11 protein-coding genes are annotated in these 20382 nt (G+C 55.8%); 5 read left to right on the forward strand and 6 right to left on the reverse strand.

What is annotated here, in order from left to right:
• The first annotated feature begins 56 nt into the window (after window positions 1-56).
• A complete protein-coding gene (locus JWG43_RS04845; RefSeq protein WP_205241691.1) occupies window positions 57-860 on the forward strand; it encodes an SAM hydrolase/SAM-dependent halogenase family protein in 804 nt (267 codons plus the stop codon).
• A 275-nt stretch (window positions 861-1135) separates the two neighbouring features.
• A complete protein-coding gene (locus JWG43_RS04850) occupies window positions 1136-1423 on the forward strand; it encodes an antibiotic biosynthesis monooxygenase family protein (RefSeq protein ID WP_205241692.1) in 288 nt (95 codons plus the stop codon).
• Window positions 1424-1587: 164 nt separating this feature from the next.
• On the opposite strand, the gene dnaE is transcribed toward JWG43_RS04850, so the two are convergent.
• From dnaE to JWG43_RS04865, 3 genes are all read right to left on the reverse strand, one after another.
• Entirely contained in the window at window positions 1588-5112 is a 3525-nt protein-coding gene (gene dnaE, locus JWG43_RS04855; RefSeq protein ID WP_205241762.1) for a DNA polymerase III subunit alpha, read from the reverse strand.
• Between the two features lie 503 nt (window positions 5113-5615).
• The gene (locus JWG43_RS04860; protein ID WP_205241693.1) at window positions 5616-6446 is read right to left on the reverse strand and encodes a motility protein A; all 831 of its coding nucleotides are present in this window, start codon (window positions 6444-6446) and stop codon (window positions 5616-5618) included.
• On the reverse strand, window positions 6447-7550 hold the full coding sequence (locus tag JWG43_RS04865) for an OmpA family protein (protein WP_205241694.1): 1104 nt from the start codon (window positions 7548-7550) through the stop codon (window positions 6447-6449).
• A 697-nt stretch (window positions 7551-8247) separates the two neighbouring features.
• Here JWG43_RS04865 and JWG43_RS04870 point away from each other — a divergent pair.
• From JWG43_RS04870 to JWG43_RS04880, 3 genes are read left to right on the forward strand one after another with little or no spacing between them, the layout of a single operon-like run.
• Window positions 8248-9987: a hypothetical protein gene (locus tag JWG43_RS04870; RefSeq protein WP_205241695.1), complete on the forward strand. Its 1740-nt coding sequence runs from the start codon at window positions 8248-8250 to the stop codon at window positions 9985-9987.
• On the forward strand, window positions 9959-11842 hold the full coding sequence (locus tag JWG43_RS04875) for an autotransporter assembly complex protein TamA (protein ID WP_205241696.1): 1884 nt from the start codon (window positions 9959-9961) through the stop codon (window positions 11840-11842). The genes JWG43_RS04870 and JWG43_RS04875 overlap by 29 nt, the downstream gene beginning before the upstream one ends.
• Window positions 11842-16278, forward strand: coding sequence for a translocation/assembly module TamB domain-containing protein (locus JWG43_RS04880; protein ID WP_205241697.1), 4437 nt, complete (start codon window positions 11842-11844; stop codon window positions 16276-16278). Before JWG43_RS04875 ends, JWG43_RS04880 begins: the two co-directional genes overlap by 1 nt.
• Window positions 16279-16347: 69 nt before the next feature.
• On the opposite strand, the gene JWG43_RS04885 is transcribed toward JWG43_RS04880, so the two are convergent.
• The 3 genes from JWG43_RS04885 to JWG43_RS04895 are packed head-to-tail and all read right to left on the reverse strand — an operon-like array spanning window position 16348 to window position 20020.
• Window positions 16348-17157, reverse strand: a complete 810-nt coding sequence (locus JWG43_RS04885; RefSeq protein ID WP_205241698.1) for a 4Fe-4S dicluster domain-containing protein — start codon at window positions 17155-17157, stop codon at window positions 16348-16350.
• A 43-nt stretch (window positions 17158-17200) separates the two neighbouring features.
• A complete protein-coding gene (locus JWG43_RS04890) occupies window positions 17201-19417 on the reverse strand; it encodes a molybdopterin-containing oxidoreductase family protein (RefSeq protein WP_205241699.1) in 2217 nt (738 codons plus the stop codon).
• On the reverse strand, window positions 19418-20020 hold the full coding sequence (locus tag JWG43_RS04895) for a TorD/DmsD family molecular chaperone (protein ID WP_205241700.1): 603 nt from the start codon (window positions 20018-20020) through the stop codon (window positions 19418-19420).
• Window positions 20021-20382: the final 362 nt, after the last annotated feature.

Here is a 20382-nt window from a genome sequence, read left to right on the forward strand (position 1 = left end):
CGCTCCCGTGCCCCAGAGTTTCTTTGCATCGTATACTTTCTCTATCCCCCCGGCGTATGCATTCCATCCCTGCCGTCATTACCCTGACCACTGATTTCGGTTTGACGGATCCGTACGTCGGGCAGCTCAAAGGGGCTTTACTCAAGGGCTGTCGGACGGCGACCATCGTCGACCTCACCCACGCCATCCCCCCATGGGATGTTGCTGCCGCCGCCATCACTGTGCGCACCAGTTATGTTTTTTTCCCGTCGGGAACCGTCCATCTGGCCGTGGTCGACCCGCAAGTGGGCTCCCGGCGTCCAATCCTGGCAGCCGCCGGAGACGAGCACCTCTTTGTAGGTCCGGACAACGGCATTTTATCGCTGTTGATCAAGGATGGCAGGATTGAGGTGCTGCATCGTCTGACTAACCCGGTTTTTTTCTCTTCACCGGTCAGTTGCACCTTTCATGGTCGAGACATCATGGCGCCGCTGGCCGCCTATCTGGCCGGCGGCGGGTCGCTGGCTGATATCGGTCCGGCTGTTGCACCGCGGGATGTGATCATGATCAGCGAACCCTCAGTGTCCCGGCAAGGCCATCGTCTTCACGGCCAGGTGCGCCACATCGACCATTTTGGCAATATCCGTACCAACATCCCCTGTTGTTCTTCATCGGTTGACCTTTGCACCTTTGTCGGGCTCGAAATCGGCGGATGTTGGCTGCCTCATCTGGTTCGGACCTACAGCGAGGTTGCACCAGGAGGCCTCCTGGTTCTTGTCGACAGCTCCGGATATCTGGAAATCGCCGCCAATCAGGCCAACGCCGCTCTGCAGCTTGGCAGTACGATCGGTGATGAGGTGATTGTGCATTTCTCCCCATAAGCGATCAACAAAAGCGGAATTTCAGGACGTAGTAGTGTTGATTGTCAGGGTAAATGGCAACACGGATGCTCTCATTGTGGCACAGGAGATCCCGGGAATCGGGATGCGCCAACTCGTTTTTTTTGCATTCTTTTCTGCGCTCCGCACATATTTTTTTGATTTCAATGCTGTTTATGCGTATATTGACGAGTACCAGGTTAAGAACTGCCTGGCTGTTTGTGTATGTCGGATCTGGATTTGCTCGATCAACGCTACATCAACACAGGGAGGATCGCATGGCTGTCAAAGTTCTTATCAAAAGAAAAGTGGGGGATCAGCACGCACCTGAACTGGATGCTCTGCTGAAAAAGTTAAGGGCCCTGACGCTGGCCAGAAAGGGGTATATCTCCGGAGAGTCTTTCACCCGGCTTGACGAGCCCGGAGTGAGTCTGGTTATCAGCACTTGGCAGTCCATGGATGACTGGCGTGAGTGGGTGTTGAGCAAGGAAAGGATTGCCTTGCAGGAGCAGATCGACAAGTTGCTCGGACATCCCACGGAGTATGAAATATTTGAAAATGTTTGAATTGTTCCGGGAAATGCCGGCATAATAGCCGAACTTTCTCTTGCTCAGGTTGGAACAAGCGGCCTGCCCTTGTGGTGGCCGCTTTTTTTTTATATACGTTTCCGGCTGCAGATATAAGGCTGCATGCTCTGGAACTGTAACCGTTCGCCTGAATCCAGCGATTATCAACCGTTGTTGCGGCCGTTGCCGCTACCGTTGCCGTTTCGTCGAGTAACTTCCGGTTGCCGCATCTGCACGGCAAGTGATCGTGGTCCGCAGAGTCGGGTGATGTTCCAGAACAGATCGGTGGAAGGGCGGATGCTCATGTCCTTGAGAATTTCGATGTCGACCTCGCCCCGGTTGCCGAAGTGCAGGGTCAGGAGGACGGGGATGGTGCCGTGATGGTGGTAGAGCAGCTCTTTCAACTCCAGCATCTGCTGACGTGAGGTGGTCGAGGCCTGTAGGGTGATTCTTGTCTGCTCGGTGTAGTGTTCCAGGGCTTCAGCCAGGGTTTTTACTTCCTGGGCCACCATTTTTGCGCCCCGTTCTCCCTGTTGGACTGTCCCGAGAACTACAAGAGGTTGTTCGGTGCGCAGCAGGTGAGCACATTCGGCAAAAGTGGAGGGAAAGACAATGACCTCAAGGCTGGCGCTCATATCTTCCAGAGTGGTGAAAGCCATCTGTTCGCCTTTTTTTGATTTGTGTTCCTTGTAGCTGCCGATGAGACCGCCGATACGGGCTGCCTGGCCATCCCGCAGCTGCGCCACCCCGGCAAGATCAGTATCCACAACCCGCCGCAGGTCCTCCAGAACCCCTTCCAGCGGATGGCCGGTAAGAAAAAAGCCCACGGTTTCCTTTTCGTGGGAGAGCCGCTGTGTCTCCGGCCACTCCTGCACGTCCTGCGGGAGTTCAATATGGACAGGTGCGCTTTTATGACCAGCGGGCTGACCGATGGCGAATAGATTCATCTGACCACTCATTCGATCCCGCTGTATAGCCCTGGCCCGGTCAATGCACTGGTCGAGAATGGCCATGAGTTGGGCCCGGCTGCCTGGCATCGAATCAAAGGCCCCTGCCTTGATCAGGCTTTCTATGACCTTGCGGTTGACTTTGGCCGCATCGATACGGCAGCAGAAATCGCCCAGAGACTGATAAGGGCCGCTTGAGGACCGTTCGGCCAGGATGGAGTCAAGGGCGGCGCCGCCCACATTTTTCACCGCGGCGAGGCCAAAGCGGATGCGGTTGTTAATGACAACGAAGTCGTGAAACGATTCGTTGATGTCCGGCGGCAACACCTCAATTTTTTGCTGACGGCATTCGTTGATATATTTGACCACCTTGTCGGTGTTCTCGACATCGCAGGAGAGCAGAGCGGCAAGAAATTGAGCCGGATAGTGGGCTTTGAGATATGCGGTCTGGTAGGCGATCAGCGCGTAGGCCGCCGAATGGGATTTGTTGAACCCGTACCCGGCAAATTTGGCCATGAGGTCGAAAATATACTTGGCTTTTTCCTCCTGTATCCCCTTGGCTTTGGCACCGGCCATGAATTTGCCCCGCTCGGTCTCCATGACCTCGGGGATTTTTTTTCCCATGGCCCGCCGGAGAATATCGGCATCGCCTAGGCTGTAGCCTGCCAGGATATTGGAGATTTTCATCACCTGCTCCTGATAGACGATCACCCCGTAGGTTTCCTGAAGCACGGACTTGATCTGCGGCAGGGGATAATCGGGCAGTTGCCGGCCGTGTTTGGTTTCCACAAAGGTGTCGACCATGCCGGAATCAAGTGGTCCAGGGCGGTACAGAGCCACCAGGGCGATGAGATCGGAAAACTGCTCCGGCTGCATTTTGATCAGTAACTCGCGCATGCCGTCGCTTTCCAGCTGAAAAACGCCGAGGCTGTCTCCCCGGCAGAGCAGCGCATAGGTCTTGGGGTCGTCCATGGAAATCCGCCGCAGGTCGACCTCGATGCCCAGGTCATATTGGATCAGTTTCAGGGCCCGGTCAATAACGGTCAAGGTCTTGAGACCGAGGAAATCGAACTTGATCAGCCCGGTTTTCTCGGTGTATTTCATGTCGTACTGCGTCAGAATTTCCTTGTTGGGACCAACGCAGACCGGCAGATACTCCACCATCGGTCGGGGGGAGATCACTACTCCGGCCGCATGGGTCGATTTGTGCCTGGACAGCCCTTCCAGGGTCTGTGAGACGGTGAGCAGTTCCCTGACCCCTTCTTCTTTCATGGCCTCACGCAGCCGCGGTTCTTTGTCGATCGCCTTTTTCAAGGTGATTTTCAGCTCTTCCGGGACCAGTTTGGCAATCCGGTCGACAACAGGGAGAGGGATTTCAAGCACCCGGCCGACATCGCGGAGCACAGCCCGTGCCTTCATGGAGCCATAGGCAACAATCTGGGCCACATGTTCATCTCCGCCATAGCGGGCACGGACATAATCAAGGACCTCATCGCGCCGTTCCTTGCAGAAATCGACATCGAAATCAGGCATGGACATCCGTTCGACATTGAGGAAACGTTCAAAGATAAGACCATAGGGGATGGGATCGATATCCGTGATCGAAAGGCAGTAGGCGGCCAGGCTGCCGGCTCCGGAACCGCGTCCGGGACCTACCGGGATCTGTTGGTGCTTGGCCCAATTGATAAAGTCGGCAACTATGAGGAAATAGCCGGAAAAACCCATTTTCTGGATGACATCGATTTCAAGGGAGAGGCGGTCTCGGTAGGTGGCTTCCTGTTCCGGGGTGACCGGCTGCAATCCGTCGAGTTGATCAAGGCGAATCTTCAGGCCGTCCCAACAGGCTTTGGCAAACTCACTGTCCAGTGTCTCTCCCTCTTTGACCTGAAAGTTCGGGAAATGGTGTGTTCCAAATTGCAGGTCAAGATTGCAGCGCTCAGCCACCTCCAGGGTATTGGCGAGGGCCTGGGGACAGGAGGGGAAGTGGGCCGCCATCTCTGCCGCGGATTTAAAATACAGCTGGTCGGTGTTGAAGCGGAACCGTTTGGGGTCATGAATGGTTTTTCCGGTCTGGATACAGAGCAGGACCTCGTGGGCGTAGGATTCCTCCTGGGTCAGATAATGGCAGTCATTGGTGGCGACCACCTTGATCTTCAACTCATCAGCCAGAGCCAGGAGCCCCTGGTTGGCTACGGTCTGTTCAGGGAGACCGTTTTCCTGAATTTCCAGGTAGAGGCGGTCGCCGAAAACTTTTTGCATTTCCAGAGCCCGTGCTCTAGCCCCTCCGGGGTCATTATGGGTCAGGCGCCAAGGTATTTCGCCCTTGAGGCAGGCGGTGAGAACAATCAACCCTTCGTGGTGGCGGTACAGGGTCGCCCGGTCGATGCGCGGCCGGTAATAAAACCCCTGGGTCTGGGCCAGGGAGGTCAGCTTCATCAGGTTGGCGTAGCCGGTGGCATCCATGGCCAGTGCTACCAGATGAAAATTATGCCCGGCGTTCCGGTCGTGCACATGCATGCCGTTTTCCGCCAGATACAATTCGCTGCCGACCAAAGGTCGGAGTCCTGCTTTTCTGGCTTTTTCATAAAATTCAAGAGCCCCATACATGGCGCCATGATCGGTTATGGCCACGGCCTCCATGTCGAATTCCCTGGTGGTACGGATGAGGTCGGCAATGCGGATGGCCCCGTCGAGCATGGAGAACTGGGTGTGCACATGGAGATGAACAAAGGGAGCGGACATGGGATCAATACGGAAAGAGAAAGGGATAAGGCTGCCGAATGTATGCTGGCCCCAGTCTGGCTGGTCGCCGGCAGGCAAGGGCAGTTTCGTTTGGCCTGATTACGGTTTGCCTGATGATGCGTTGGCGCAGACGTTGCAGTCAGTGCCTGTCCGGAAACGGTTCTCTTTCTCTGCCTCCTTGCTGCGCGCTCACGTTCAAGACTCGCACGAGTCCTTCCATGGCTGCGGGGCCCTGTACCGACGAGCCTGAATAGAGGCCAGAACATCTCCTTTCCGGGCAGGCGCCGGTCAAGGAATCAGGGCAAGTTTAAACTGTAATGGCCGAGAAAAAGCCGTTCAGGAATGCTGCGCATAGTACACGACCGGCAATAATTTGCACCCAGGTTTTTTCTGTTTCGGTTGGCCTCAACCGGCCTGCCTGGTCCTGTAGCCGTCATGGAATGAATAATCAGGTCCATCAAACCGAGGCGATTTTTTTGATCGATGTTGTTATCAGCCTTCCCTCAGAAAACCGCCGGTCCCTGAGGTTCCTCGTCCTTGATATGAAAACGTTCCCGGATACGGGCCAATGGGACCAGATCGGCTTTGCGGGATGAGGGCGTCAGAAAGGAGAGCAGCTTGGTTTTCAGGACCGTCGGGTTGACCTCACTTTCAATGGCCAGAATCCCTTCCATAATGATTTTCTGCAGCAGCAGTTCCTGATTAGTCCGTTCCCGCAGGTTGGCGGCAAAAGGAAGAAAGAAAAAATAGGCGAAGATGAGGCCGTACAGGATCGAGGTCAGTGCCAGGGGAACGGTCTGGAGGATAATGGCGGTATCGTCGATCCCCGCCAGCATGGGGATCAGGCCGGCTACAGAACCGACAATGCCAAAAGCCGGGCAGAAATCAGCGATGGTACGCAGCACCCGCTCGCTGTCCTCTCGTCGCAGTTTGAAAAAATACATCTCCGTGTTGAGGATGTCACGAATCTGACGGGGGTCATATTTGTCCACCAGGCAACCCAGACCACGACGGAGAAAGAGGATCGAGGTCTCGTGTTCATCCTTTTGCAGGGAAAGGATGCCCGCCCCTCTGGATTTGATGGCGAGATTGATAAGAATATCGACAATCTCTTCTTCGGATTTTTGTCTGCTTCCATAGGAGGCCCGGACCACCCTGAAGACGATGATCAGTCGATCGATCTGGAAACTGAGCAGGGCGGCGGTTGCAGTGCCGCCGGCGACAATCATCAGGCTGGCAAGGTTGAAATAGAGGTTGAGGCTGCCTTTAAACAAAAAGCCACCGAAAAAGACAAGGGCGCAGAGAATCAGTCCGATCAGATTTTTCTTTTTCATCTACATGTCGTCCGGTTGTTGGAGGCTCGAGGGCCAGGTTGTACCCACGGCCGGTGGCTCCTTGGAAAGGATGATTTCCACCCGCCGGTTTACCCGGCGGTTTTCTTCATTGATATTGGGACGGACCGGGCGGTAGGAACTGTACCCGGTCACGCTGAACTGACCGGCCGGCAATCCGGTCTCTGCGATGAGAAAGCGGGCTACCCCGCTGGCTCGCGCCACTGATAATTCCCAGTTGGATGGAAAACGGGCCGACCGTATGGGGCGATCGTCGGTGTGGCCGATGACATTGACCATGTACGGCGTTTTTTTGATAATGACTGCCAGTTGTTTGAGTGATTCGACAGCATCAGGGGTCAGGTCGGCCTGTCCGGAAGGAAAGAGCAGGTCACCGGTGAGAATGATCCGCACGGTTTTATCCGGTATCAGTTCGATGGAAGCGAATTGTTCCAGATTGTTTTGCGACAGAGACAGTTGGGTGAGGTCGAAAAGTTCGGTGATCAGCTCTTCTTCACCGCTGCTCTCCGTGAAAAGGACCGTGTCCTCGGCAGCAGATGATAACGGATCCTCAACGCCTGGTTCGGTGGCGACCACGGTGGGCTGGTGCTCTGGCAATAAATCCGGGAAGCTGGATTCCCTGTGGTCCACGACGGTTTGAGGACGGATGAGAATATCAGCTCCCCTTTGTTCGCGTGGTGCCGGCGAAGCTTCCGGAAGCATCGGCGAGGTCTGCTGAGAGACCTCCTGGGAGATGGGATGAAAGATCAGTGCTGATGGCGCCTCCTCGCTGCGGACCGGGATGGCCTCGTCGGCAATCCTGTTTGGGATGCCATGGGCGAGAATGTCCTGTTGATGGCGTTGATGGGCGTAGAGGACGAGAAAAAGAATGAACATAGCCAACATCAGGTCGGACCAGGCAATGGACCAGTGGACAGGTCGAGCTGGTGTTCGTGCCCTGTAAAAAGAATCTTCCACGACAAAAACGGGTTGTGAGGTCCGGTGCCAATCCGGGTCCGCGGGTAGCGGGTCCGTTGTCACCGGTGCAGTCTCCCGCGGATTTCTTTTTGGAGCACGAATGGGGTGCTGTCGCGTTTCGTGTTTCATGTCTTCTTCTTCGGCCTGTTTTCTTACGGACACAAGCGCTTTGTGCGGCTGAACCGACATTTCCAGCTCAATATAACAGAATTGAGCCTGGAAGTCATTTTCTGCTCCAAGGGCCCTCTTTTCTATAGGACGAGCGGGTCTTTGCTCTTTTTGGTATAATGTGATCTTTTGATTACTGGCGTTGTGATCGTTAGTAATGCATCCTCTCGCAAGATTGTCAACCTTGAGGGGACCGGTGCACCTGGATCGTGAGATAAAGGGCTTGACTGATAATTTCCGGTTTTGTTAAGGATACGTATTATTTTCTCGATTGCTGGCTAGTGTTCTCAAGGGTTGGTCCGATTGTCTCGGGAAAAATCCAGAACGAAATTTGTGCTCTTTCTTGTTGCTGGCGGGCAGGCAGCAAGGATTGGTGTCGTGGTTCGTCTTTTTGGATTTTCTCAACCACCTGGATCTGTGAGCGTTATCCAACACAAGCGTCCAGCGTCACGGATACAAGGTACCAGGGAATGGCTGCATATTGGCTGCCACCTCGTCCGCAGAAAATATATCACCGCCTGGCATGAGTGGCTGATCCAGTACTGCCGCTGCCATAAGCGGCCTGTCTATCTTCGGTCTTTCTGCTTGGCGACGGTTGTCGGTTTGTCTCGCTCTATCCTTCGGTCTTGTTTTCACCTTTGCATACAATGGCTTTTTCATGTTTTCTTTTCACCGTCTTTCTCCTTTGCTTGTCTTTATCCTGCTCTGCTCCTGCCCCTGGACTTCTTTTGCTCAGGAAGGTCAACAGCAGGCCCTGTCTGAACCTGCCGATGTGCTTGCATCTTTATCTGAACATGAAGAAAGACTGCAGACGGCTCGTGGACAGTTGATCTCCATTGCCCAGGCTGTTCAGGATCGCAGGAAACATCTTGAAACCCTTCGCCAACAGATGGTTGACGCGGAGACAGCGTCGGAAAGAGCGGAAATCGAGGCAGAGATCGAGGAACTGGATAGACTGCTGCAAGCTGCGAGAACCACCTTTGAAACCGTCGCCACCGGTGGCGTCGACAGCAGTATATTTCGGGATGAACCGGAACAGCCGTTTAACTGGCAGCAGGATTTGTTTGAAATTGTCGAACCTTTTCTGGATCAGTTGAAAAAGATGACCGAGGTCCCGCGGAATATTGAACTGTTGAACCGGGAGATTCTCAAGGAACAAGCACGGCTGAGTACTGTTGATCGGGCTTTGAGCAACATTGTCAATGTCAAAGCCGGTGTTGAAGATGAACATGTTCGCGAGCGTCTCCAGAGGGTTGAACAAAACTGGCAGCAGCGTCGGGCCGAACTGCAACTGGAAATAGAATTGCTCGAGGCGCGGTTGCGTGAATTGCGTGAAGAGCGGGACACTTTTTTCAACATGCTCCATCAGGGCATGCTTTCTTTTGTGCAGGGAAGGGGCTTGATTCTGGTCCTGGCCATCGCGGTGACGGGCAGCGTCTGGTTCCTGCTGCAGAGTCTGCCCAGATTGTTGCGACGTAAATCCACGGAGCAGGTTGTCGCTGTCCGTAAGCCTCATTCCCGGATGCTGACCATTGGCTATCAGGGGTTCTGCCTGCTCATGACCCTGTTTGCCCTGCTGTTGGTCCTCTATGTTTCCGGAGATTGGTTGCTTTTGGGCCTGGCCATGGTTATTCTGGTTCTGGTGGTACTCGGCTCGAGAACCTACCTGCCCAGGTTCATGACCGAAACCCGGATGCTGTTGGATATGGGACCTGTCCGCGAAGGTGAACGGGTCCTGTTCAACGGTATTCCCTGGCAGGTCAAGACGTTGAACCTGTATTCCATTTTGTGCAATCCGGAATTGCAGGGCGGTGTTTTACGCCTGCCTTTAATCGAGCTGTCCGGTATGATCTCCAGACCGGATGACCCTGAAGAACCCTGGTTTCCGACGCGGAAAGGGGATTTTGTCATGCTCAATGACGGCACCTTCGGCCAGGTCCTCCTGCAGACACCGGAGATCGTCCAGCTCAAACATGTCGGCGCGGTGCGCACCTTCAGCACCGGCGATTTTCTGGCATGTTCGCCGCGTAATATTTCCCGGAATGGTTTCGGCTTTGCGGTGACCTTTGGTATTGACTATCAGCACCAGACCATTTGTCTGGATGTTGTCCCCGGTATTTTGGACGCAGCGGTTACGGAGGCTCTTCGGGCGTCTGCGGTGGGCGACGGACTGGAGTCGGTGCTTGTCGACTTCAAGGAAGCTGGTGCCTCATCTCTGGATTACATTATCTATGTAGGAATGAGCGGCAAGGTGGCTGATTCATACTGGACCGTGGGCCGTATTATTCAGCAGACCTGTGTCCGGGTCTGCAATGAACGTGGCTGGGTTATCCCGTTCAGTCAGTTGACCGTGCACCAGGGGGAAGGATTTGACTCCTTGCGCGTCGCCAGGTCCTAACGGCCCCCTTGTCAAAGGGGTCATTGGCGCGGTGCTGTTGAGCACCTGCCTGGGATTGTTCCCGGTCGTGCTGCAGGCAGCGCTCAATAATCAACTCATCGACCTGCTGCCCAATGTTCTGCGCGAAGCAGTTTTCGGTTCGAAACCCTACGATGTGGAAGTACGGGGCGACATGGATGCAGCCCTCAGGGAGATACTGTTTTTTGTCTCCGAGACCCAATCCCTTCAGGATCGTCCACCTGCCAGCCCCGAGATGCTGGATCGACGTGCTCGCCTCGACATACCACGAATGCAGCGGGCACTGCGCTCCGAAGGCTATTATGATGGCCAGGTCGAGGCCAGGGTGGATCATACCGTCACTCCGCCTCTGGTTATCTTTGAGGTGCGAACCGGACCACCCTATATTTTGCACACTGTCGACTTTAAAATCCTCGAATCCTCGGACGACAGCAAAATTCCCCGAATGACCGCCGAGGCCGCTGGCCTTGCCATCGGTCAAAGAGCCCGGGCCCCGGAAATTGAACGGGGTGCATCCAGAGTGCAGAGATTTCTGCGTGAAAATGGATATCCCTTTCCCGTGGTCAGCCTGGGGGAAGTTGTTGTGGTGCATGCGGGTCGAACCATGACCGTCCGCTTTACGGTGGTCCCCGGACCGAAGGCTGTTTTTGGTCCGGTTGAGGTCAAGGGGAAGCAGCGTGTGGTTCCCGAGTATATCATGACCCGCGTGCCCTGGAGCGAAGGGCAGTTGTTTCAGGCATCACTGTTGAACAGTCTGCACAACCGGTTGATGCAGGATGGTCTGTTTGCCACGGTGAATATTACCTATCCGGAACAATCATTGCCCGATGCATCTCGGGAGGAGCTGGTACTGCCGGTGACCATTACCGTGGCCGAGCGGGTGCCGCGGACCATCAAGGCAGGTCTGGCCTACGATACCGATATTGGCCTTGGAACGGTTCTGGACTGGGAGCACCGAAACCTGTTTGGTCAGGCCGAGCGCTTGCGAACCCGCCTGGTTTTGGCGGAAAAGGAGCAGGCGTTGTCATCCGATCTCCGGTTGCTGCATTTTCTCCATGAGCAGCAATCTCTGAATATTGCCGCTGCAATCGGCCGGGAGCAAACGGAAGCCTACGATAAAGAGTATGTTGCCGCGGGAGCGGCCCTTTTTCGCCAACTGGGAGAAACCTGGTCAGCTGGGATTGGCGTCAAATATGGCTACAGTGAAACCACTCAGGGCGGCGTTACCCAGGATTACGGCCTTTTTTCCGTGCCCGGCGAACTTGCCTGGGACAAGCGCAACGACCTGCTTGATCCTGTCCGTGGGTGGCATGCCTTGGTCAGGGCCGAGCCGTTTATTGATACCTTGGAAACAGGAACGCGCTTTTTCAAGGTCTCCGGTGGGTTGAGCGCCTATGTTCCATTTTTTACCGATAATCGACTCGTTCTGGCGGGACGGGGCATGGTAGGTTCGATTATGGGTGAGTCCAGTCGTAACCTGCCTCCGAATGAGCGCTATTATGTCGGTGGTGGGGGATCCGTCCGTGGGTACGCTTATCAGTCCATTGGCCCGGAGGAAGACGGGGTTGTGATCGGCGGGCGGAGCGCGGTGGAATGCAGTGTGGAGTTGCGGCTGCGCATGAGGAAAAATTTCGGTCTGGTCGGTTTCCTTGACGGCGGCCAGGTTTTTCCCGGTTCTCAGTTGCAATGGGAGGACGATTTTTTCTGGGGAGCAGGACTTGGGGTACGGTATTTCACTGATTTTGCTCCCATCCGCCTGGATGTGGCCATCCCGCTCAACAAGCGCGACAAGGACGATTCTTTTCAGGTGTATGTAAGCATTGGCCAGGCATTTTAATGGAAAAAGCAAGGAAGTCATCTGAGCGAATATCCCGACCCTGGTGGTTGTACCTGCTTTTCGGGCCACCGTTGGTTCTCTGTGTTTTTCTGCTGCTCATCCTGCTGCTGTTGCGCACTGATTCAGGGCTGCAGTACGCTGAACACCTGGCCAACCGGATGCTGCTATCGGTGCCGGAACAACGGATAACCCTTTCCGGTCTGCACGGGCGCTTTCCCTTTGATCTGCGGCTGGACGAGTTGCGATTGGCTGATGTCGATGGCGGGTGGCTGGAAATCAGCGGGCTTGTTTTGCACTGGTCCGGCCGCGATCTGTTGGCGGCAAAGCTGCGCGTGGTCGAACTCAGTGCCAGGCAGGTGATGCTGCATCGGTTGCCCACCGGCGAAGACAGAGAGGAACCTGTGCTCCGGGATCGAAAGCCTGTCCAACTGCCGACCCTGCCGGAGACTTATTTTCAGGCAGCCGTGGATCGGCTGACTGTGGAAAAAATCAGCCTCGCAGAGGCCGTGACCGGCCGGCAGACCCTGTTGCGATTCGACGGGGACCTGGAGACCGGTCGTGGCGGGGTCAAGATGAACCTGCGCCTGGAGGCGCTGGAGGGTCCATCAGCGCTGCTCCTCGTCCAGGCAGGATTCAAACCTGAAACCGATACCCTGAACCTGGGCGTGGATTTTCAGGATCCCGGAGGGGTATTTGCCACCCTCCTTGGCCTGCCGGCAGCCACGCCGCTGCAAGGTCGATTTGCCGGTGACGGGCCACCGACCTCGTGGACCGGCTCGTTCCAGATCCAGGCCGGCACTCTGTTTTCATTGGCAAGCGAGGTGGCCTTGGACTGGCAGGAGTATCCGAAGTTGGATTGGGCCGGCAGTTTTGTTGTCGATGCTTCTCTGTTGCCTGAGCCAGTCAGCGCCTACCTGCCCGAGACTGGCTTTCGGCTGGCTGTTGCTTTGCCCATGGCCGATCAGGTCAGGTTTGAAAACCTGACCATTGAAAATGCGGCGGCCAGAGCCGCTCTCAACGCTGACTTGGATTTGTCTCAAGGCCTATCCCAGGGTGCCGTGCAGCTGGATATTCTCGAAACCGCCCCTTTGAATCAACAGCTGGGGCTCGACCTGGGGCCGAATCTCCTTTTTCAGGCATCCTTTTCCGGTCCCATGACTGCGCCTGATATCCGCGGCAATCTGACCATGGGAGACATTGTCGCCGATCCTGTTCGGATTGGCACCCTGGAACTGGATACAACCATCACCTTTCTTCAGGAATATGACCGGCAGGGCATAACCGCCACGGGAGCGCTTCGCACCCGCGGTCTGCAGCTCCCTGATGCGGTTCCATCCCAGACCCTGAACGTAGATTTTACCCTCGATTTTTTTCCGGAACTTAAGCAGCTCGTATTGCAAAGCCTGGTGCTGGAGGCCGACGGTCTCACTGTCGATGTGGACGCGAGATTGTCGCTGGAAAGCAGTCGCCTGGCAGCAAACCTCAGCCTGCCCTCGACCGCACTCCAGCCCTGGCTTGCGGCCCACGGCCTGGAGTATTCCGGCGAGGTTTTTCTCCGAGTCGCGGCCCACGGGACCCTCCAGCCTCTGGCCGTGGATATTGATGTCCACACCGGTCTGGAAAAGCTCGCCGGACTGCCCGGGCCAGTGGCTGACATCCTGGGAGAATCCGTCTCGTTCCAGGCGATGGTTAACCTGATGGGACCGCAAGGTGACAGCGACCCTGGTGGTTTGAGCCTGATCCAGATCAAGGATGTCCATCTCCAAGCCAAGGAACTGCAATTATCCGGCAGTAGCGATTTTGCTCCACAGAGCCAGTACCTGAATACCATGGTCCGCCTCGAAATCATTGATCTGGCCCGGGCTGTTCCCGATCTGGACCCTGGGTTGAGCGGCACCATGCTCCTTGATGCCCGGCTTGAAGGGACTCTGGACCACGATCTCTCCCTCGAAGCCACCCTCTTAAGCGATGATCTTGACTTGAACGGGATACAGGTCAGACCGCTGCGGGTGGCGCTGCTGGCAGAGAGTCTCACCGACAAACCGAGGGGAAACATATCCTTTTCGGCGCTTCTTTCCGAACTGGCCCTGTCTGGTCAATCTGACTTCACCCTGGAGACAGATATCTTTACCTTCTCTGACCTGTGGCTGGGTTTTCCCGACGGCTCTGTGCAAGGTCTGGGGGAAATCGATCTCGAAAGCGGAATAGTCACAGTAGATCTGGACGGCCGAATCGCCGACATCAACCCTTTGGCAGGGATGGCCGGTCTGGACCTGTATGGTGCCCTTGGTGTCCAGGTTGTCTCCCAGCCCGGTTCAGCGGGAGAACAGAATGCGCATCTCATGGTTGAATTGACTGATTTTACTGCTGATTTCGGTGCGCTGCGTTCTTTGTCGCTGCAGGTGGAGGCCATGGATCTTTTGGCAGATCCTGAACTGGATGCCACTGTGATTATTCAAAGTTTTCAGTCTGGAGCAACGCAGATCGAGACTTTGACCGCCCGGGTCAATGGGACAGTCGATGAACTGGCCATGCACCTGACCACCAGAGGGCAGCTTCTTCATGCCTTTGACCTCGATCTGCAGGCTTCCTATTCAGCCCCGGCCGCGGCAACTGCTGCCCATGTGGTTGAAGTGCACCGTCTGGGAGGGATATGGGCGGATCAGACACTTTCCCTGGTCGCACCCGCTCAGGTGGTTCGCACAGTGAGCGATCTCAGGGTTTCGCCGCTGCGGCTCGAAATTGGTCAGGCGAGTATTGGTGGGCAATTGTTTCTTGACCAGGAGGTCACTGACCTGCATCTGACCGTCAATGAGCTGCCCCTGGCCTTGCTGACCTCCGAGGTTCTGGGGACCTTATCAGCCGAGGCAAAACTTGCCGGGCCGCTCTCAGCCATAGGTGCTGATTTTACCCTGCGCGGCAGGAACATTCGACCTTCTCGGTTCCAGGGGGGCGAGGATCTGGCTGTGGATCTGCAGCTTGATGCAGGCGTCGATGCCGGCGAATTTTTCATTGCCGGCAGTGTGTACAGGGCGGGGGAGGGACACCCCCTGCTTCAGGGGTGGGGACGAACGGCGGCACGTTTTGCCCTGGAACCCTTTGATCTCGACATGCCCGCGGAAGGGATGGTGGATGCTGGAGTGCATGGAACGCTTGATCTGCATTGGCTGGGCAACGTACTGCTGCCTGAAACCCAGTTACTCACTGGTGACATAGAGCTTGATATCACGCTCACTGGACCCTTGTCGGCTCCTGTATCCTCAGGCCATATCAGCGTTGCCGCCGCCGGCTACCATCATCTGCAGCAGGGCATTCTTTTGCGTAATATAGCAGCGGACCTGAACCTGGATACAAACAGACTCCATTTGCAGGCTCTCAGCGCGGAGGATGGTCATGGCGGTACCCTGTCAGGCAATGGTCAAATCCGGCTTGATCCTGAAGATGGATTTCCCTTCAGCTTTTCCCTGCAGAGTTCGGGTTTACGACTTCTCGACAGCAATCTGGTCACTGCCACCCTTGCGGAACTGCAGCTGGATATCTCCGGATCAACCGCCGAACAGATGGTCCAGGGGCTACTGGCCTTTGCCAGTGTCGAAATTCGACTCACCGACCTGGGCGGTCCTGCCATAGTGGAACTGGATGTCATCGAAGTGGCTGATTTGGCCAACCTCACAGATTGTGACCGGGTCGAACCGGTGACAGCCATTGCCGATGCCCCCTCATCACTTCTTTTGGACGTGGAAGCGCTATTTCCTGCCAGAGTCTTTGTCCGTGGTCGAGGGCTTGACTCGGAATGGGGCGGCCGCCTCCATATCACCGAAAGTGCCCAGGCCCCAGTGGTGCGGGGGGATATCAACCTGCAGCGGGGCCGCCTGGACCTGGTGGGGAAACGATTTACCTTGTCGGAGGAGAGTGTCATTCAGTTTGTCGGCACCCAGCCGCCGATGCCTTATGTAGACGTGCGGGCCACGCAAATCGGCCAGGATGGGGACACCTTTACCCTCAATGTTCGCGGAGTGGCACCGGATATTGACATTCATCTCAGTTCGGATCCGTATCTGCCTGAAGATGAAATACTTGCCCGGATGCTTTTTGGCCGGACCCTGACCAGCCTCACTCCGATCCAGGCGGCCAAGTTGGCCCTGGCTGCCCGTGAACTCACCGGCCAGAGTGGGGGGCTGGAGGTTTTTGACGTTGCCCGCAATATTTTTCAGCTCGATGATCTCGACATCGTTTCCGGTGAACAGGACAATAACATGCGCCTGCGGACCGGAAAATATCTCACTGAACGGGTCTATCTGCGCCTGGAGAGCGACCTGACTACCGGCGACGAACAGGTTTCAGTCGATGTGGATTTGACCCCGAAAATCAATGTGGAAAGTAGACTGGGCCACAGGGGAAGTGGGTTGGGGCTGTTCTGGAAGCGGGATTATTGAGTGCGGGGGAAGGAGGTGTTCAGGTGTTCCCTGCCGCTCCGGGAAGCGGCAGGGAAGAGATCAGGCCTTCTACTCCTTGTCTTTCTTGTCGTCTTGCAATGATTTGATCAGCAGACCTCCAGCCAGACCGAGGAGACCTAGTTCCTTGACCTGGTTTTTAGCGGTCAGCGACATCTTGGTCATCAGACCGCGACGCAGGGAGACAACAGGCATCTCCTGGGGCGCGGATTGCATCAGCAGCTCCATATCCGCTTTTTTACTGCCAAAATAGAGGCCGTGGGGGCCGATCTGGACGGCATCTGAAGTCAGGCCCACCGCACCTTTTTTGACATATTGGGACGGCTCGGAATCCGGGTCATCGAGGTCGCCGAAGATCCGGGCCCGGGCCAGGCAGGTCTGCACACAGGAGGGCTCCAGCCCTTCGGCAACCCGCGGCATGCAGTAGGTGCATTTGTCGGCTTTGCCCAGGCTGGTCTCATCGGCCAAGGCCTCGTTGATGTAGCGGGCATCGTAGGGACAGGCATCGCGACAGGCCCCGCAACCGATGCAGCGTGCCGTATCGATCTGGACTGTGCCGTTGAAAGGATCTCTCCAGGTGGCGGAGACCTCCATGGTGACGGTTTTACCGCTTCTGGCATCCCGCATGGTCATTCTGACCGGATCAGCGGGACAAACCGGAACACAGGGCGGATCCGCACAGTGGTTGCAGAGACCGGGGTAATACGTATAGGCCATACCCGCTGAGGTCATGCTCGGCCCCAGGCGGTGGACCCAGTTGCGGTTGAATTGAGCAGGAACCTCCCACTCGGCCTTGCAGGCTATCACGCAGGCATGACAACCCACACACCTGTTGATATCTATAATCATACCAAATTGCATAGGTACTCTCCTTCAGAGATGGTCGTATCAGGCAGTTGAGATATCAGCTTATCTTGACAAGCTTGACAAAGTTGTTGCGTAAAGCATGGGTGCCGGTTTCCGGGTCGACCGCCAATTTGGTGATCAGACTCTGACTGTCCACGCCTTTATTGTAGCCGATGGACAGGTCAGGGCTCATGGAACCAAAACCATGGTACATGTAGACCGCATCCTCGCGGATACCAGGGGTGACCTTGACCGTGGTGGTGGTGCGCGACTCGATCCCGTCCTGGTTGACCAGGGAGACTTCATCCCCATCTTTGAGGCCGAGGCGGGCGGCCAGCTTGTCATTCACCCACACCGGGTTGGTATCATTTTCCGCCATCAGCCAGCTATTATTCTGGGTGCGGTTGAAGGTGTGGAGCGGTGAGCGGCCGGCCAGCAGGCGGTAATACCCTTCCGGGGCGCGTGGCACCGGGATATAGGTGGGGATCGGTGGATAGCCGTCCCAATCCAGATCGTCGCTGAAGAAGTGGACGATAAAATCGTCGTCCAAGCCATAGGGGTCATCCACGCCGGGCTGGATATGAATGCCGCCTTCAGCCCTTAACTGGGCCAGGGACAGGCCTGCGCCGGCGAGCATCTTGTCGTTGAGTTCCTCTTGGGTTTGGGCCGGGATTTTGTCCCCGTACCCCAGGCGCTTGGCTATCTCGTTGGTGATCCAGACATTGTCGCGGCGTTCAAAACCCGGGGGTGCAACGGGCATCCGGGCGGTGATGAACTGTTGGTGCTTTTCGGCCAGATCCCACTGGGTCCCGGTTTTGATCTGGTTGTAACATTCGAGATAGGAGCAGTCCGGCAGGAGGATGTCGGCAAACATGGTGATATCGGTGGGCATGATATCCACACACATGACAAAATCCATCTGCTCCAGCATCTTGATGGTTCTTGCCTGGTTGGGCAGAGTCTGGATAAGATTCTGGCCCCAGATGACACAGGCCTTGATCGGGAAGGGATCGCCAGTCAGGGCGGCATCCCTGATCAGTTCCGTGGGTGTACCCGGGGGAGTAAAATGATGGACATCGAGGATGCGCTGCAGGCTGTCGACCTGCTCATCACCCATCGGCCACCGGATATTGGTTATTCCCCTGGGGTTTTGAGCGGACACAAAGGAACCCTTGGCTCCAAACGCGCCAAGGATACCGGTGAGACAGGCCAAGGCCCGACCACGCTGGAAGTCGTTGCCGTACCAGGTGGAAAAACGGCCCGGGTGAATAGCGACATGGGGCATGTGAGCGGCCAGCAGATCGGCCACTTCCTTGATCTGGGCAGCGGGGATGTCACACTCCTCGGCCGCTTTTTCCAGGGTCCATTCCTTGATGCCCTCGGCCATGTCCTCGAACCCTTCGCCATACCGCTCGACAAAATCAATGTCGTATTTATCGTTCTGGATCAGGTAGTTCATGATCGCCAGCAGCAAGGCGGTGTCAGTGCCGGGTCGAATCGGCACCCAGATGTGCGATTTTGCTGCTGATGCCGAGTATCGAGGGTCCACCACCACCAGCTTGGCACCGTTTTCAAGACCTCTGACATACTGTTTCACGTGGGAGAGGTGGATGTTCTCGCCGAAATGACAACCAAGCAGAAAGATGACCTTGGCATTGGCCATGTCCACGTCCTCATTGGGCGGGATTTCAGTGGTCACCATGTAGGCGAGATCACGGACGCCGCGACACTGGTAAAACGAGGATTCGGAGATATTGGGTGTACCCACGGTTCGCTGGAAAAACTGGTTGGGATAGCGGGATGAGGAACCATGGGGAAACATGCACACCGACTGGACACCGTCCCGGTCGATCACGGCCTTGAGTTTTTCAGCGCAGGTGTCCAGAGCCTCCTCCCAGGAGATCCGCTGCCATTTGGGCGCACCGCGGGAGCCGACATTTCTCATGGGGTATTTGAGCCGGTCGGGGTCATAGAGCATCTTCACCCCCGCATTGCCGCGGGCGCAGAGGGCACTTTCGTTATCGATGGACTTGGGGTTGCCCTCCAGTTTAATCAGGCGGCCGTCACGAATTTTGCCGACCATCTGGCAGCGCCAGAAACACATTTCACATAACCCGCCGACTACGGTCTGGGTATTCTTGAATGTTCCTGGAGCCGCCAGCGGTGCTCTGACCACACCCGGTTGTGCTTGTGCCGCAATCTTGGAAAGGGGCACGGACGCAGCGGCAATGGAGGCGGCTTTCAGGAAACTCCGCCTGGTTAAATGCCTTGCCATTTACTGTTCCTCCTTGGTGAAAAAATCGATTAACTGTAGTGACACCTTAAAGAAAGGATGTCGAGCTTCTTGGATGACTTTCTCCTGAAACCGTTGAAACCAGGGACGAAAAAGGGTGCGCAGGAAGAGTTCCTGGTCTGCATGTCGGCCTTCCCCAGCCAGTGCGGCAAGAAAATCGAGTTCAATGCTGATGTGGTCAGCGGGTTCGGTTGTCCTGGTGATATCATAGCCCCGCTGACGATAAAAATCTCTGGTCCGTTCAGTGGTCCGGCCCTGGAGGCACTTATCGCCGTCCAGATAGACCGAGGCATACGGGTGAACGGTTGTTCGGGGGGCGGAGTTGATGAACAACCGGGTGTATTCGGTGCGCAGTTCGTCGAGCGGATCAACGCTCTCTTCCCTCCACTGGCGAAAAGCCTTCAGCTCTGTCTGCCAGTCAAGGGATACCAGCAACGAGTCCAAAGCAGCGAAGAGGGTGTCGTTGCAGAAAGCGGGGTCAGGGTAGCGCATGGTGGACGCAAGCAGAGCATACACGCCGTGGAGCGTTTCATCCTCCGCCGCCGAGACGTCGTCGAGATCGTTAAGAGTGCAGTTTTCTGGCATAGGGGGAGTGAGTTGTCAGTGGAATCCGTGGTGGGGAATCAGCGTCGCTGTCTCGGAAGGGGTGCGTGGGCCAGGAGCGGACAAGTGCGCGGATTACAGATATTATCAAGGTAGAGTTGTTTCAATTTCAACTATATCAGCGGTGAAAGGGATACGATTTTTCGGTCACAGTGTAGCACAGAATATTTTTTTTCACAAGATTCCTATCCGCCGCGCTCACACTTTCGGGAAGGTTGATGGTTGAGGGTGTTTTGACCCGGAAAGATGTTTCTTTGCAACCGGGATGGGCTGGAAAAAGATGGTTCTGATTTACGGCTTGACCGGCAACGTTATGCCTGTTATAAGTCGAATATTACACTATT

This window comes from Desulfobulbus alkaliphilus, from assembly GCF_016918545.1.
In the GTDB taxonomy this organism is placed as follows: Bacteria; Desulfobacterota; Desulfobulbia; order Desulfobulbales; family Desulfobulbaceae; genus Desulfobulbus; species Desulfobulbus alkaliphilus.